The 13,753-nt window shown below is 62.1% G+C and carries 16 protein-coding genes and 1 pseudogene; 4 read left to right on the top strand and 13 right to left on the bottom strand.

Features of this window, described 5'->3' with window-relative positions:
• Positions 1-7: 7 nt before the first annotated feature.
• Positions 8-1,318: a DUF1173 domain-containing protein gene (locus OVA07_RS00860; RefSeq protein ID WP_268169578.1), complete on the top strand. Its 1,311-nt coding sequence runs from the start codon at positions 8-10 to the stop codon at positions 1,316-1,318.
• Here OVA07_RS00860 and OVA07_RS00855 read toward each other — a convergent pair.
• From OVA07_RS00855 to OVA07_RS00835, 5 genes and pseudogenes are all read right to left on the bottom strand, one after another.
• Positions 1,244-1,747, bottom strand: coding sequence for a hypothetical protein (locus OVA07_RS00855; protein WP_268169577.1), 504 nt, complete (start codon positions 1,745-1,747; stop codon positions 1,244-1,246). The genes OVA07_RS00860 and OVA07_RS00855 overlap by 75 nt on opposite strands.
• A gap of 99 nt (positions 1,748-1,846) precedes the next feature.
• Positions 1,847-2,359 carry a hypothetical protein gene (locus tag OVA07_RS00850; protein ID WP_268169576.1) on the bottom strand — a complete coding sequence of 171 codons (513 nt, stop codon included), beginning with the start codon at positions 2,357-2,359 and terminating at the stop codon, positions 1,847-1,849.
• 43 nt (positions 2,360-2,402) lie between these two features.
• Positions 2,403-2,666, bottom strand: a complete 264-nt coding sequence (locus OVA07_RS00845) for a hypothetical protein (RefSeq protein ID WP_268169575.1) — start codon at positions 2,664-2,666, stop codon at positions 2,403-2,405.
• A complete protein-coding gene (locus OVA07_RS00840; RefSeq protein ID WP_268169574.1) occupies positions 2,663-3,178 on the bottom strand; it encodes a hypothetical protein in 516 nt (171 codons plus the stop codon). The genes OVA07_RS00845 and OVA07_RS00840 overlap by 4 nt, the downstream gene beginning before the upstream one ends.
• Positions 3,179-3,240: 62 nt before the next feature.
• A pseudogene (locus OVA07_RS00835) lies at positions 3,241-3,845 on the bottom strand (SOS response-associated peptidase).
• A gap of 6 nt (positions 3,846-3,851) precedes the next feature.
• On the opposite strand from OVA07_RS00835, the gene OVA07_RS00830 reads away from it, so the two are divergent.
• Positions 3,852-4,124, top strand: a complete 273-nt coding sequence (locus OVA07_RS00830) for a DUF6771 family protein (protein WP_268169573.1) — start codon at positions 3,852-3,854, stop codon at positions 4,122-4,124.
• A 15-nt stretch (positions 4,125-4,139) separates the two neighbouring features.
• Here OVA07_RS00830 and OVA07_RS00825 read toward each other — a convergent pair whose 3' ends face one another.
• Together OVA07_RS00825 and OVA07_RS00820 are read right to left on the bottom strand one after the other, a co-directional pair.
• Positions 4,140-4,496, bottom strand: a complete 357-nt coding sequence (locus OVA07_RS00825) for a hypothetical protein (RefSeq protein WP_268169572.1) — start codon at positions 4,494-4,496, stop codon at positions 4,140-4,142.
• Positions 4,497-4,655: 159 nt separating this feature from the next.
• A complete protein-coding gene (locus OVA07_RS00820; protein WP_268169571.1) occupies positions 4,656-5,192 on the bottom strand; it encodes a DUF736 domain-containing protein in 537 nt (178 codons plus the stop codon).
• 538 nt (positions 5,193-5,730) lie between these two features.
• Between OVA07_RS00820 and OVA07_RS00815 the strand changes: the two genes are divergently transcribed.
• The gene (locus tag OVA07_RS00815; RefSeq protein ID WP_268169570.1) at positions 5,731-6,162 is read left to right on the top strand and encodes a TIR domain-containing protein; all 432 of its coding nucleotides are present in this window, start codon (positions 5,731-5,733) and stop codon (positions 6,160-6,162) included.
• 61 nt (positions 6,163-6,223) lie between these two features.
• A complete protein-coding gene (locus tag OVA07_RS00810; protein ID WP_268169569.1) occupies positions 6,224-6,706 on the top strand; it encodes a toll/interleukin-1 receptor domain-containing protein in 483 nt (160 codons plus the stop codon).
• 6 nt (positions 6,707-6,712) lie between these two features.
• On the opposite strand, the gene OVA07_RS00805 is transcribed toward OVA07_RS00810, so the two are convergent.
• From OVA07_RS00805 to OVA07_RS00780, 6 genes are all read right to left on the bottom strand, one after another.
• The gene (locus tag OVA07_RS00805; RefSeq protein WP_268169568.1) at positions 6,713-7,210 is read right to left on the bottom strand and encodes a hypothetical protein; all 498 of its coding nucleotides are present in this window, start codon (positions 7,208-7,210) and stop codon (positions 6,713-6,715) included.
• Positions 7,211-7,249: 39 nt separating this feature from the next.
• A complete protein-coding gene (locus OVA07_RS00800; RefSeq protein WP_268169567.1) occupies positions 7,250-8,239 on the bottom strand; it encodes a caspase family protein in 990 nt (329 codons plus the stop codon).
• A 2-nt stretch (positions 8,240-8,241) separates the two neighbouring features.
• Positions 8,242-8,613 carry a TIR domain-containing protein gene (locus tag OVA07_RS00795; RefSeq protein WP_268169566.1) on the bottom strand — a complete coding sequence of 124 codons (372 nt, stop codon included), beginning with the start codon at positions 8,611-8,613 and terminating at the stop codon, positions 8,242-8,244.
• Positions 8,614-8,757: 144 nt separating this feature from the next.
• Positions 8,758-9,816 carry a ComEC/Rec2 family competence protein gene (locus OVA07_RS00790; RefSeq protein ID WP_268169565.1) on the bottom strand — a complete coding sequence of 353 codons (1,059 nt, stop codon included), beginning with the start codon at positions 9,814-9,816 and terminating at the stop codon, positions 8,758-8,760.
• Between the two features lie 120 nt (positions 9,817-9,936).
• The gene (locus OVA07_RS00785) at positions 9,937-12,441 is read right to left on the bottom strand and encodes a S8 family peptidase (protein ID WP_268169564.1); all 2,505 of its coding nucleotides are present in this window, start codon (positions 12,439-12,441) and stop codon (positions 9,937-9,939) included.
• 1 nt (position 12,442) lies between these two features.
• Positions 12,443-13,474, bottom strand: a complete 1,032-nt coding sequence (locus tag OVA07_RS00780) for an AAA family ATPase (protein ID WP_268169563.1) — start codon at positions 13,472-13,474, stop codon at positions 12,443-12,445.
• Between the last annotated feature and the right edge of the window lie 279 nt (positions 13,475-13,753).

The following is a 13,753-nucleotide window of genomic DNA, read 5'->3' as shown; positions in this document are numbered from 1 at the left end:
AAACCAAATGATCCAGCGATACCGTGTGCTCGGCCGCAGTGTGGCCGAAGGCGATGAACTTCAGCTGCTGCTGGCCAAAGCCTACGCGCAAAAGGCCCGGGTTCTGTGCGAATGCCGCAAGGGGACCGACCTGCCGCTTTACACTTCGCACCGCAATGACCGCTATGTGCTGGCTCGGTGGCCGGGCTCGGGCGCGCGGCACGCGACCGCCTGCGATCACTATGAAGCACCCGATTACCTGACCGGCATGGGCCAGGTCCGGGGCGCTGCGGTTGTCGACGATGAAGCAAGCGGCGAGACCAGCCTCAAGCTCGGCTTCCCGCTCTCACGCGGCACCGCAAGGCTCGCACCCGCGGCACTGACCAACGACAAGCCGACGGTGAAGTCGTCGGGCCAGAAGCTCTCGATGCGCGGCCTGCTCCACGTCCTGTGGGACCGGGCCGAGCTTACCCATTGGCATCCCAAGATGGCGGGCAAGCGCAGCTGGTTCGTCGTGCGCCGCGCGCTGCTCGAGGCAGCGGCGTCGTGCCGGGCGAAACAGGAAGCCCTGCCCCACGTGCTGTTCGTGCCGGAAAGCTTCAGGCTCGAGGACAAGGAAGACATCCGCGCCCGCCGCCGCGCCGCGCTCGAGCGGGTCTACCGCTCGCGCGACGAGATGATGGTCGTCGTCGGCGAGATCAAGGAGATCTTCGCTTCCCACGGCGCAGAGCGGATCGTCTTGCGCCATGTCGGCGACATGCCGTTCGTGATGGACCAGGACATGGCGCGGCGGTTCCACAAGCGGTTCGCGGGCGAACTCGCGCTGTGGCAGGCGCAGCATGGCGCCAAGGGCGAGCAGGACCACCTGGTCGTCGCGGGCTCGTTCGCACGGCGGCGCGAAGGCACGTTCGACCTGATCGAGGTCGCGCTGATGCCAGTCACGCCCGAATGGCTGCCCTACGAGACCAGCGACGAGCGCTATCTCCTTGCCAAGGCCGTCGCCGAGAAGCGCCGGTTCGTGAAGGGGTTGCGCGTCAATCTCGACGTCGACACGCCGATCGCGAGCCTGGTGCTAAAGGACACCGGCGAGGAAGCCTGCGCGGTCCATATCCATGACCGCGACAACGAGGTGGCCGAGCCGCTCGAGGCGCTGCTCGCCGGGCAAGGCGTCGCGCACCGGTTCTGGAAGGAAGGCGAGCCGCTCCGGCCCGCGTCTCGCGGGTCCGGCGAACGTGGGAAGCGCAGGGCGCCGCCTGAACCGGGCTCAGTCCCCAGCGCGCGGCAGCGGCCGGGTCGGCAGGAGATCAATCCGGCGCGGACCCGGGGCTGCGGCGCGTAGCGCTTCGAGGCGGGCGGGCACTTCGTCGGCGTGCTGGGTGATCGCGATCCGCTGGTGCGAGACGATCGTCCAGACCGCGAGCTCGGGACGATCGGTGGCGTGGACCGAATAGGCGAGCGGCAGCTTTTCCGGGTAAAGCCAGAGCAGCAGCACGGGCAGCGCCGCGAGATTGGGGCGGCCAGCGATCGCCATCAGCGTCAGCACGCCGGTATCGCCATCATAACGGCAGGAGATCCCGAGCGGCTCGGGATGGCCGACGAGCCCCAGGATGGTCTCGCGCGCCTTGGCGCCAAACACCCCATCGAGTTCGCCCGGCGGCTGCGCGGTGGGGTCGCTCGCGAGATCGGCAAGGAACAGTGCGACAGCGGCAAAACGCGCGGCTTCCTCGCGAGTGCAGGCAAGTTCGAGGGAGAGCGTACGAGACGACATGTTCGAGGCATTCGCTCGGCATCGCGCAGCGCAGCTGCCCCCATGCGTCAAGACGCCGGGACACAGGTAAAAGCGACGCAAACGCGCGGGGTTGAAGGATCAGAGAACCAGGTAGCGCTCGACGTGCGCGCGCTCGCGGGTCCGCTGGAGATTGTAGACGGGAACGCCGTGTGTCGCGGCGATGCGCAGCGCCTGGCCGGTGCCGCCCGAGGCTTCTCCGTCGGCCGTCCAGCACAGCACGAATTCCGAAGGGTTATCGAGCGTTGGCCCGAGCACCTGGAAGACATTGCGGGTGTGGAAGTCCTGAACGAAGTGCGAGAGCCCGGCGAAGGCGGGATGGTGCGCGGCGGCGAGCTCGCGCGCCCTGCCCCACAGGTCCGCACCGAGCGTCCCCACGTGGAAGGTGCTCGCCGAGCCGCGCCAGCCCGGGACGGGGAGGAAGATCTGCGCCGCGCTGCCCGCGCCGCGTTCGAACGCACTGTCGGCGCCGATCGCGTGCCCTGAGCGCAGGGCGTAACCCCGCTTGAGCAGCGCAAAGGCGGCGCGGGTCATTACCGCAAGCACTTCGGGCGGAGTGGTGCGCGCGCCGATGCCGGTATAGAAGCGAAGCATAGTCTGTCTCCCCATAGGAACACCGGGTCCAAGCCCCCTCCCCTCACCGATCTTCGGCATCGCCGGGATACCAGTCCAGCACCGGTGGGTCGGGATGGGCCGCATCGAATGCGGCAATCGCGGCGTGGGTGATCCAGGCCGCCGGATCTCGCAGTGCCACGTAGGCCCCGTAAAAGCGGCCGCGGTGCGCAACGAACTGGGCGTGGACATCGTCGATCACGGCTTCGCTGACGAAGAAGCCCGCTGCGCCGCGGAAGTGGACCGGCGGCAGCACTCCGAGCATCTCGTCTTGGAACGCTTCGCTCACGCGCTAGAGCGGAAAACGGGCGAACGCGGCGGCGCGTTCAGGATCGGAAACGGCGATCGTGATGGGTCGCCGCCGACAATCTCGAATGGCGGGATGGTGAGCTCAGCCCGGGCCATCTCGCGCTTGAGGTCGCGCAGCCGGGTGAAACTCCTGATCCACGACGGAGGAAAAAGGACCCGTTCGTCCTCGCTCGCCGTGTAGTCGCGCAAAGGCCCGCTGCCGTCGAACAGGACGATCTCGGGAAGGTACGCACCGAGGCAGCCGCCCGACCAGCGGCGGAACTGCAGGCCGTGCGCGATGCAGAAGGCGTCGATCTCGGGGATCTGCCCGCCGTTGAGCTCGGTGCCGTAAAGCTCGAGCGGCTCGCCCGCGACGAGCGCGGCGGGATCGAACGGTTCGCCGTCCCATTCGACGCGCAGGTCGTAGTCGGCCGCGTGGGCGGCGAAGGCTTCAAGGTGTTCGCGCGGGCATGCGCCGCCGATGGTAATGTGAACGGGAGCGCGGTCGCCCATGGGTCAGGTCCTTTCGCGGGTGTCGTTGATCCGACCCCGCTCAAGCCCCCCTCCCCTCGCGCTCAGCTCCGGCGGGCCGCCCAGCGCTCGGGGGTACGCTCGACCTCAAGTTCGCTTGAGCATGTCTGGCAGAGCGCAAAGGCCTCGGCCGGTGTGCCCGCCAGCCACTGCTCCCAGTCTTTCCGCGCCAGCACGACCGGCATGCGGTCATGGACATCGGCCATCTGCGCGCAGCCATCCACCATCACCATCGAATGGGCCCGGCCCCATTCCTCGGTCGGGCGCCAGATCCCGGCGACGGCGAAGACCTCTTCGTCCGCGAGTGAATACCAGGTCCGGGTCATCGCGCCCTTCGCGCCTTCGGCCTCGGCCCAGGCACTGACCGGGATCAGGCAACGGCGGCGCTCGAAACTCGCCCGCCAGAAGGCGGTTCCGAGCTTGTCCTCGCGCGCGTTGTTGACCGGCTTGGGTTTGAGCGGCTGCCCGCTCTTGCCCTTGAGCGCGAGCGGGAAGCCCTTGGGGCTACCCGTGCCTCGCCTTCGGCGGCGACCAGCCCCGGATAGCCGGGACAAACTTCGGCGGCGAAGTTGGCGCCCTGCCCCGCCCGCGCCCCGAACAGGTGGGCAATCTCGGCAGTTGCCCTGGTCATGCGGTACAGATTGCACATGTCCCGATGCTCGGTTGGACGGTGGCCCGTGTCAATCGCTCGGCCGCGCCTCTTGCAAATATGTTCCTTATATGTTCCATTGCCCGCATGGAACGAATCGATACGTCTGCTGTTGCGCATGCGATCCTCGATGCCCCGGGCTGGGCGCGCGTCGGGATCACCGCGCCGAGTTTATGCCTGCGCGAGGACGCCGCGCTCGAGCTGGCGCGGGTGATTGCCGATGCGGTTACCGCGCCTGCCGGCGAGACTGTCGAGGCGCAGACCTCGCTTCCGCTTTGACCCGAGCGAACCAGGTCACCCGGCAGGTAAGTCGAGCAGCGGCACAAGCTGCGGGTCGAGCGGAAATCCCAGACGGCGGGCCATATTAGCGGCGTGTTGGAAATCGGCCGCCCTGACGTGCAGCGAACGGGCGAGATCGGCGAGGCTTTCGCCCGGGCGCGGCGCGGACAGAGCGTGGAGTTTACCGCAGGTCTCGGTCATCGCGAAGGGCTTGGGGCTGGCGATCGCCACGACCTGTTCGGCCAGCACGATCAGCGTGTCTCCGGTCAGAATCGCCTCGTCGCACTGCGAGGCGTCATAGGCATTGCCGGTGCTCGCGAAGGCGTGGGGGCGCCGGGTCTCGAAGGCGAAGCGCTCGCTGTCGGTCAGCATGATGATGGTCTCCAAAGTGCCCGAAGCAAATGAAGAGGCGGAACGCCGGGCGGGGGGCAGGCCGGCGTTCCGCCTCAAGCCGCGCGGGGGGCGATTGCGCGGCCTTGCACGGGGACGGGGACCCGCATTTGGGTCCCCGTCAGTGGAGTGGATGGTCGATCAGGCGTCGACGAGGGGCGGCAGCGCGCCTTCGTGTTCCGCGCCGTCCTTGGCCGACGCGCGGCCGCGCTTGCCCGGAGGAGTGGCAGTGCTGTCACCGAGGCCATCGTCGTGGCGGGCTTCGCGGGCCTGCTCGCCGGCGCGGTCGGTGCCGCTGACGTCGTCGGCACCGAACATGTCGCTCTCGCCGTATTCGGCCGAGCCGAGCTGGCTGCTGCGACGGCGCGGACGCTGCCAGGCCACCGCCATCGTGCCGTCCTCGCGCGGGAAGGCGGCGATGTAGAGCGGCTGCGCCATCGACGGATCGTCGATCTTGCCCTGGTAGAAGCTTTCGCCGGTCGAGTTCGACGAGAATTCGAACAGTGCGCCGACGATCACCCAGCGGCGCTGGTCGTTGAGCGCAACGATCTCATACTTGGGCGCCCGCGGGTTGCTGGAGGTCACCGGACGGAGGCCGATGGTGCGGGTGATGGTGAGCGTTTCGACGGAGCCGATCAGCTGGCCGTTGGCGTTCTTGCGGATTTCACCGATGTTCATGGACTGTCTCCTGGTAGGATCGATTGCGACCGAACCCCTTGTCCGGTCACTTTCTTCCCACCCCCCTTCCCTCCCAGCCGTCAGGCCGAAGCTGCGGGCGCTGCCCGCAGGGGTGTCAAAATGCTTGAAGCAGCTTCCAGTGTACGCAATTTGCGATTGCTAATGCCGTGGATTGCGGACGATCCGGAAAGGCAGGTTACAGCCGCACAAGTGGAATAGCCGACATTCGGATGCGTCGTTGTCCGCTTCCGGGGCCGACCCATTCCGGCCGCTCAACATCCAATTTTTAATCCCCGGGTACTGACGGTCCGCTTTCCTTGGGAGGTGTCGACGACACACACCTAAAAAATGCGTCGTTGACGAGCGACACGTTTAATGACCGCATGTTCTTGGAGGAGCAATTAGCTACTATTCAGATCCCTTTCAGGAACCCGCTTCAGACCGGTCTGGTACTGTCGAAGAGTTTAGCATCGTCGGGTGTTGTTGTGCACGAACAAATAGGATACGCACCGACAGACAATCTAACGATAAGTTTGAGATGAGCACCCATCAGATCCACGTATTCATCAGCCACTCGTGGGCTTACTCCGGCCACTATGCCACACTATCCAACTGGATCTTCGAGCAGACTTGGAGGGTGGGTCAAGCATCGCTCGACCTGCGGAACTTCTCAGTCCCGAGCAGCGATCCGATCCTCAATGCCAACACTGACAAGGCTCTGCGCGAGGCGATCCACCGCCAGATTTGCCGGAGTCACGTCATTGTGATCCCAACGGGCATGTACACGCATTACAGCAAGTGGATCGGCAAGGAGATCGACGGCGCAGGCATCTACGCAAAGCCGATCCTTGCGGTAGACCTACGCGGCGCGCAACGGACCGCAAGTGTCGTCGGACAAGCAGCCAGCAAGTGCGTCGCCTGGAATTCCAAGTCCGTTGTCGGTGGGATTTGGGATCTTTACTACCGGTGACGTACTAGCTGCAGCCCCGTCCCACTTCAGCGCCTCGAAACGTGAAGCGAGATATATACCAATGGTGAAAGTGTTCCTCTCCCACCAATCCGCCGACTCGTTGCTCGCAACGCGGATAGAACGCCGTCTCCGTGAACTGCACGGAATTGAATCTTACCTCGACGTCATCGATCCATACATTAGCGACCGTGGAGAAAATTTGGCCCTCCACATTCACACCGAGATGGGCAAGTGCACCCAGCTGCTCGCGATCGTTTCCGATACTACGCGCTATTCACAGTGGGTGCCTTGGGAGATCGGGGTCGCGACTGAGAAGGACTACCCCTTGGCCACGTTCTCGACGGGCACAAGCTTGCCACCCGAATTCTTACGCAAATGGCCGTATTTGCAGAGCGACGCCGATCTGGATGCATACGCTAGACGATCAAAGAGCGCTGAGCGGAGCTTTGAGGAAAAGCGCCGCATCGTCACCGCCGGTGTTGCCCGTATCCGCTCGACCAACGAATTCTTTACCGGACTACGCGCTGACCTCGGCCAACGCTGAAGAAAGTCAGCCCGCCAGCCGCCGGACGGTTCGAGAAAAGGGATTCAATTGCAAAACCGGGCGTCCGCATGCGATCGCGTGCGCGACCACGTCGGCTGTCCCACCAAGGCCCGCAGCCGGTTCGCCGTCCCAGACAGCAATCAGTAAATCGCTATCGTCGGCAACGCGGACGCCCGCGGCGAGAAACGCCTCCTGATCCGTGCCCGTTCGCTCCATCATAATGGTGCGGGCGGAGCGGGCGAGCAGATTGCGATAGGCTTCGAGGCCCACACCTTCGAAGCAGCGATCATATCCTTTGAACGGTATGACGGCGGTCAAAGCGATGCCAATCGCGAGTGCCTCTTCGGCGAAGAGTTGATCGGTGCCCACTGCAAGGCAGGTCAGAGCCTGATCGACTGAAGCCGCTTCCTGAAGAATGGCAGCGACTTCGGTTCTGGTCCAACCCCAATCCAGACCTTCGCGCGCCTGGTGGCCAGTAACACCGATCTTTCCCGTAGTATGCATCGCGACCACCTTAGCCCGACTGCGCCTTTCGCCAAACGATCAGATCTGCTCCTTCACGACTAGGCGACGATAATGCTCGCCGAGAATCGTTAGCCGACACGATCTGCTCTCGATCGCGGCGTGATACATGTGCTTGGTGCCGACCGGAACGACCAGATTTACACGGTTCAGGTTCTGAAGGATCGCGAAGCGACGCGTGTTCTCTTCGATAGGGTCGACGGTAACGCCTTCGATCGGACGGTCCGGCTCGAAAGTAGGATCCAGATCGAATTCGAAGTCAGCAGTCGGAAAGAGCCCAGAGATCGCTCTCAGATCTTCAAGCGAGATCGGCGGCTGCACTTGGCGAAGCGACACGAAACTGTTGACGTTAGTCCGAAAGATCGGCCGCTGACGGCCCCACGAACCGAGGGACTGGTCGATGTGCGCATAAACGCTGCCTGGCGTGATCTCGCCCACCAGATTGGCGGCAGCTCCCTCGAGCGCGTCAACCAGCAACGTTGTAAAGACTCCACCCTCATCCGTTTCGAGGGCATACTGCTTCTCCGATGATGCAGTCAGGATCGTCAATCCGTGGCTCAATTCAGCGAAGCGCGGATCGTTCTCCGCCGTCCCGGCAATTCCCGAATAGCAGCTGTCGAGAAGAATGATTTTATTCGACACTTTCGAATCGTTTGCGAGTTTAAGAACCTCGCCCATCGGAAGGCCGTCGTCACCGGTCTCCGTGTCCGTCGCGCAGAGATAGCCACCCGTCGCTTCGATGTGACCATGTCCGGCAAAGTACAGTAGGGCAACTTCCTCATCCCCAGAGAAGAGATCACGGATCTCCTCTTTAAGCTGTTTGCGTGTGACGATGTCGTTAGGACCCGTACCAGTCAGAATGTTGGTCTGGAAGTTCTTAGTCTGACCGGCATCTGTATTGCGGTCAAGGACAGCCTTCACCTTGTGGGCATCGTCCACGCAACCGGAGAGCTGCTCGAGATCCTGATAGTAGTCGATGCCAACGACCAGCGCCTTGCGTCCCTTACCCACTTTCAGAGACCGTCGATGAATTCGGCGATCGTAGTCCAGCTCCAGGCTTTCGGTGACAGGCCGACGACGGCGGTGCGGTCGGTTGAATAAGCCCACATCGCGAGAACCGGCACACCTTCCTCCTTAGCGCACGCGATCTCCCACTTCTGACCAGAGCTGGTCAGCGAGTCCTTGCTGATAAGCGCGATCACGCCGTCAGAGCGCTTGATCCGAGTGCGCACCTTGGTCTTCCACTCCTCGGTGTAGGCCTCTTTCACCGACATATCGATATATTCGAATGGCGAATCCGTATGGAGCGACTGCCCTTTTAGCAGATTGCGCTGGGCTTCATCCTCGATCGCGAACGCGACGAAGACCACCTTCTTGTCGGCCATTTTAGTTAGTCCCCCAAAGTTCAATATATATCCGAAAGAATATTGGCACGACGCGCCCGTCCCGCAAGAGCGAAAGGATCTAAAATTAGATCACACAATATTTGTCCTGCATCCTGACAATCTAAGTTTGATCGCAAGCAGACTTCAATCGTCAGCAAGCACGTCGATAGCGATCATGCCTTCCTCGTCTGGCGGCAATTGTGCGCTATATCCGTAACGGTCCGCTACCTCCGGCTTGGCCCAAGGCCGGGTCTGTTCGGTAACGTAGTTGAAGTAGAGATGTTTTCGCCCTTCAGGCCCGAAGTGAAGAAACAGCGCGATCGCTTGCGGGTCGGGATGGCAATGTATGTTACCATTGGTCGAGATTGCCAGCCGGCGGCAGTCGAGCATCTCAATCAGCTTGCGATAGGTGTTCTTCGCGCTGCCGTGATGCGAGGCTTTAAGGACATCGACGCGGTAGCGCCCGCCCTCTTCAGCAGCGAGCGGTTCTAGGGAGGCCGCGAGCAGATCGGGATGCGCATCACCGCCGAACAGAATTCTCCGTCCGCCCCATTCGGCAATGAAGGCTATACTAGATCCGTTGGGCAGTTCGGTGTCGGTCAGTCCGGGTGCGATCAGATCCTCGACGATCAGAGGATCCGGCGGCGGGGGGCGTTTCGGCTTTTTGACAATCCCACGCGCCCGAACACCCTGCTGCTGATGCCACTGGCTCCACTTGTTTCCTAGTGCGGCAAGATGCAGCTCGTCCGGCGAAAGCATCGTGATCTTCAGCCCGGCGATGTCGATAGCGCCGGGCGCCGACTCGATCTTCGCAACTCCGTCAGAAAAGGAGGTGTTTAAAGGCCACTCAAGTTTGGCAAGAGCGACTGAATAGGCGTCACCTTGCTTCATGCTCCGGATTCCGGTCGATGTCATCTCAGTCCGACCATTGTACCAAACCTGCTTCGGTACCAGCGGTCGATCCGAATCCCGAAGGTAGGCAAGGGCCCCTTCAATGTGGTCGGCATCGATGTGTGTCAGCACATATAGCTCGAGGCCCTCTCCTTTATCCGCGATGCCCGAAAGCCGTTTCTTCAGATGCGGATAGGCGGACGCCCTACCGCCATCCACCACCATGTGATGCAGATGGCTATCGTCTCCCCAAGACAATAGCAGGCAGTCGCCATCGGCGGCTGGCAGCATCAATAAGCGTAATGTCGACATATCGCTTCCCTCCCCAGGGGTCTTCATTGCTCTCACGCTATGGCGATACCCGGGCTGCTGGCAGAGAAGCTCGCTTGATCCCCCTTGGGGCCGCAGCTCTGGCGGGATGGTCCTGCAAAATTAGACCTCAATCACAGCTTCACCCGTAATTTCGGGAGCAATCTGGGCGCTGATTTCAGTCCGCAGATCGATCCCATCAGCGGCGCGAATGCTGGCAATCAAGCTGTAGCGCGCGGTTTCTCCGACCCGGTCTTGCGCGAGATTCTCCCGCCACCAGCCACCTGTCGGGTAGATGATGATGCTGTTGCGCTCCGCGAGATCGGCGGCCGTGCCTTCCCAGATATCGGCATGGAGCGAACCACGATGGCGCAGTTGCGGCCCGATCGTCCACCCGGTGTCGGAGGCCTGCCTTGCAGGAGGGCGCGGGCCAGCCTCAGACGTAATGCGGCGCAGGAACACGTCCGGTTTTTCGTCAGCAGGCTTGAGCGCGAAGCGCAAGCCATGGCTGGCATAACTGTGCCGGCGGGACTGGCCGCGCTCGCCTGGATTGGGCTCGATAAAATAGCTTAGCGTTAGGCGGAGTTGGACCAGAACCTCGCCCAATTCGGCCAGCTTCTTCTTCGGCCAGACCAACTCATGCACCATAAGCTGATCGGTGACGGCCTTGCCCTTCTCCATCTTGAAGGGGATGAGACTGTCCTCGACAACCATCGTCACGTCATTGTCGAGACTGCCGAGTGCACGCACCAGCGATGGTGCCCCGAAGCCGTAGCGCCGCACCAGGCTGATTCTATTGAGCGTACCGAGATAGCCGGTCATGGCTGGTGTCCATTCGGCGGAATGCACGATTAGTCCGCGCACCGTTTCCGGCCACAAAGCCGGTTTCTCTGCCAGTATCTGCGCAGCCATTCGAGCGCCCAATGCGGTGGCCGCGCTTGTGTCGCCTGTAGTGGTAAATGGCCGCTCGGTCGGTTTGCGATAGGTCGTCAGCAGCGCCAGATCGTCAACATGATCGCCCATACCGCTACCAGGATCGATCCCGATGTTGCCTCCCTCGAACATGACATCCGGCTTGAGCGGCCAGTCGCGATGCCAAGAAACGGAAGTACGGCTTCGAGCTGCAATGTCTCCGACACCGGCAAGGGCATTCCAACCGGCAAAACTGGTGTCTGTAATGACAGATTTTTCGGTGAATGCGCCGACGGTCAGCGCATTCCATGCCTGGGCCGGGCTTTCGATCGGCATCAGGTCGTTCCGGTCGGGATAGTCGGCGGCATTGATAGCTTCGCGGATATTCCCGGCGGACACGGTGATAATCCGGGGTATTTCGTCCCGTCCAAATGCCAATTCATCTAGCTTGGCCGACCATGACGACGGCCGCCCACGCCAATGATCGCCAGGGCTTGTCACCGCCAGGCAGATGGCACGGGGGCGGTTCGGGGCGGTGATTTCAGCGCGTGCGATCGCCCGCGCTGTGATCGCCCCATAAAGGTCGGGGTCGTTGGCGCCATGATCGGGCAGGATTTTCACGGATTCGAGGCGGTGGCGTACCGTGACCGGACCAGCGCTCGCCAATACATCCGTGAGATCGCCGTACAGGGCAATACCCGATAGCTGCGTACCGTGCCCGCCATGTCCTTGCAGGCTAACATCCTCACCATGCCATCCAGCCTCACAGGCTTGCTGGTCTGCCGGGCTGAGCAGTGGGGCGATCAGGGCATGGCTGATAGTCGTACCGGAATCGAGCAGGCAGACCGCAGGGGCATCGGCGCCACATGGATCGAGCCGCCCGGCCAGATCGTCCGACCAGAGGTGCTGCTCGGCGCCATCGATCCCCATGAAGAAGGCTGGCGTGTCCCGCGCCATCCGCAATTCCGCGACAGTCTCGGTGTTGGCGATAATCCGTCCCAGATCCTCGGCCGAGGCATGGACAATGCAAACCTCGCGTTCAGCGAATTCAAGGACGGTCTCGCGGAGCGGAAGGCCAAGTGTCTGCGCGGCGGCCTCGAATTGCGCGCGCGTGCCCTTGCGCAGCCAGACCTCCCACCATGCTTTCACATTTGGAGTGGGGAACAGGTCCGCCGCGTCAGTGTAGAAGGAGCGGGCCACAGCAAGCCGGGCGGTCTCTATGGAGGCAACCAAGCGCTCATTCTTGGGCTTGCGCGTTTCCACGACACTGCCGTCGTCCAGGGTCTTGACCTTGACGTTATCCTTGGTCCCGTAGGCCTCAACCTTGCCGAGATAATAGCCACGCTGGGATTCAGGCACGAAGACCGTTGCCGCGACATGCAGCTCATCGGCGGGCTGAACGCTCACCAACTCGATGGGAAACTTCCCCTTGCGCTCCAGCTTGTCGACCATCTGAGCCTGTCCGGACGGCAGGATGAACTCGATGTAGAAACCGGGTGTCCCGGACGCGATCTGCGGGTCACGGCTTGCAAGCAGCGTCTCGCCCGCCGCGACCACTTCGGTCAGTGCCTGCGTCAGTTGCTGGGCATGCGTTGCCCGGTCTCGTTCGGGTGCGACCGATCCGTTACCCTTTGGCGGATAAGCCGTATAATTCGTCGAGTTCCCCGACGCAGGCCAATAGAAGTGGGAATGAGGCCTTGCCGACACGTCAGCCATATTATCCGCGTGCCGCCGCCTTGCGCTCACTCACTGCCTGGAGGAGGTCGATGTTCGTTATCCGTTCGCGATCATCGAGCAGCGCATATTTGGCGGCTTCATTGGCGATACGCGCCAGTTCCGCCTGACTGAGGCCGGCCGCTTCGCCAACGATCGACGGCCATTCCACACCGGCCGTATCGAAAAGCGCCAATCGGCTTTCGAGAATGGCCTGGGCGACGGCAACGCTTGGCAGCGAATATTCGATCACATCGTCGAACCGGCGAAACAAGGCCGGATCGAGCAGTTCGGGATGGTTGGTGGCTGCTACGATAAGTCCCTCGCTCTCATCCTCCTCAAGGAACTGGAGAAAGGAATTGAGCACGCGGCGAATCTCTCCGACATCGTTGCGCTCGCTGCGGCGTGAACCGATCGCATCAAACTCATCGAAGAAATAGACGCCGCGTGTTTCGGCCATAGCCTCGAACACGACCCGCAGCTTCGAAGCAGTCTCACCCAGAAATTTGGTCAGAAGACCATCGAGCAGCACTGTGAACAGCGGCATCTTGAGTTCGCCTGCCATAGCGGCGGCCGTCATGGTCTTGCCAGCGCCTGGGGGGCCGATCAGCAGCAGCTTGCGACGTGGATGGAGGCCATGCTGGCGCAACCTATGCTGTTGCCGCTGCTCCACTAGCACACGGCGCAGCCGTTCATGCAGTTCTTCCGGGAGCACCATGCTCGACAGGCGTGTATCGACATATCTCGCCGCAACCAGATTGGCGAGATCGCCCTTTGGCTGGACCAAGGGGATCGTCTTGCCACGCGCTGGCCGCTTTTGGCTTTCGCGGGCCTGGTCGAGCATGTCACGCAGCTGCTGCGCGAGTTTGCCGTGGCCACGACGCGCTTCGTTCGCGGCAGCTTGCATGGCAACCGTATAGAATTGTTCGTCGTCGCCATCGAAATGGCTCTGGAGCAGCGCGACGAGATGCGTGGCTGTCGTCACACCCCTATCGCAATCCTGACTGTACCAACCGATTTCATCATCAACACTCACGCTGTCTTGTTACGGCAACGCCGTGAAACTCCAGGGAAATCGATAGACCCCAGAAACTCCTGACAGTTCTATCGTTGTTCCACGCATAAAACAATCTTCGGCTCCACGAAAGCCGCGATCGGCCACTCTCCCCAATGTTGGCATGTTCCGGGACAGGGTCAGTGTGGCGACGCCAAAAGGGACGGTAAGGTCGCTTGTTCCCTGCGTCCGCTATCGCCACTTCGGCGTTTCGAAGCAGACCGTCGCGAAAGTCCCAACCCAAGTCCTTCCACCATTTCC

The organism is Novosphingobium sp. SL115 (assembly GCF_026672515.1).
In the GTDB taxonomy this organism is placed as follows: Bacteria; Pseudomonadota; Alphaproteobacteria; order Sphingomonadales; family Sphingomonadaceae; genus Novosphingobium.
Note: the sequence above shows the minus strand (reverse complement) of the source record. Positions and strands in the feature narration are given on the sequence as shown.

Coding starts and splice junctions, on each gene's coding strand:
- OVA07_RS00815 (WP_268169570.1), top strand. CDS start 5,731: ATGAGCACCCATCAGATCCACGTATTCATCAGCCACTCGTGGGCTTAC.
- OVA07_RS00820 (WP_268169571.1), bottom strand. CDS start 5,192: ATGAACATCGGTGAAATCCGCAAGAACGCCAACGGCCAGCTGATCGGC.
- OVA07_RS00825 (WP_268169572.1), bottom strand. CDS start 4,496: ATGCTGACCGACAGCGAGCGCTTCGCCTTCGAGACCCGGCGCCCCCAC.
- OVA07_RS00840 (WP_268169574.1), bottom strand. CDS start 3,178: ATGGGCGACCGCGCTCCCGTTCACATTACCATCGGCGGCGCATGCCCG.
- OVA07_RS00860 (WP_268169578.1), top strand. CDS start 8: ATGATCCAGCGATACCGTGTGCTCGGCCGCAGTGTGGCCGAAGGCGAT.
- OVA07_RS00850 (WP_268169576.1), bottom strand. CDS start 2,359: ATGCTTCGCTTCTATACCGGCATCGGCGCGCGCACCACTCCGCCCGAA.
- OVA07_RS00785 (WP_268169564.1), bottom strand. CDS start 12,441: ATGGCTGACGTGTCGGCAAGGCCTCATTCCCACTTCTATTGGCCTGCG.
- OVA07_RS00830 (WP_268169573.1), top strand. CDS start 3,852: ATGCTCGGTTGGACGGTGGCCCGTGTCAATCGCTCGGCCGCGCCTCTT.
- OVA07_RS00855 (WP_268169577.1), bottom strand. CDS start 1,747: ATGTCGTCTCGTACGCTCTCCCTCGAACTTGCCTGCACTCGCGAGGAA.
- OVA07_RS00795 (WP_268169566.1), bottom strand. CDS start 8,613: ATGGCCGACAAGAAGGTGGTCTTCGTCGCGTTCGCGATCGAGGATGAA.
- OVA07_RS00805 (WP_268169568.1), bottom strand. CDS start 7,210: ATGCATACTACGGGAAAGATCGGTGTTACTGGCCACCAGGCGCGCGAA.
- OVA07_RS00790 (WP_268169565.1), bottom strand. CDS start 9,816: ATGTCGACATTACGCTTATTGATGCTGCCAGCCGCCGATGGCGACTGC.
- OVA07_RS00810 (WP_268169569.1), top strand. CDS start 6,224: ATGGTGAAAGTGTTCCTCTCCCACCAATCCGCCGACTCGTTGCTCGCA.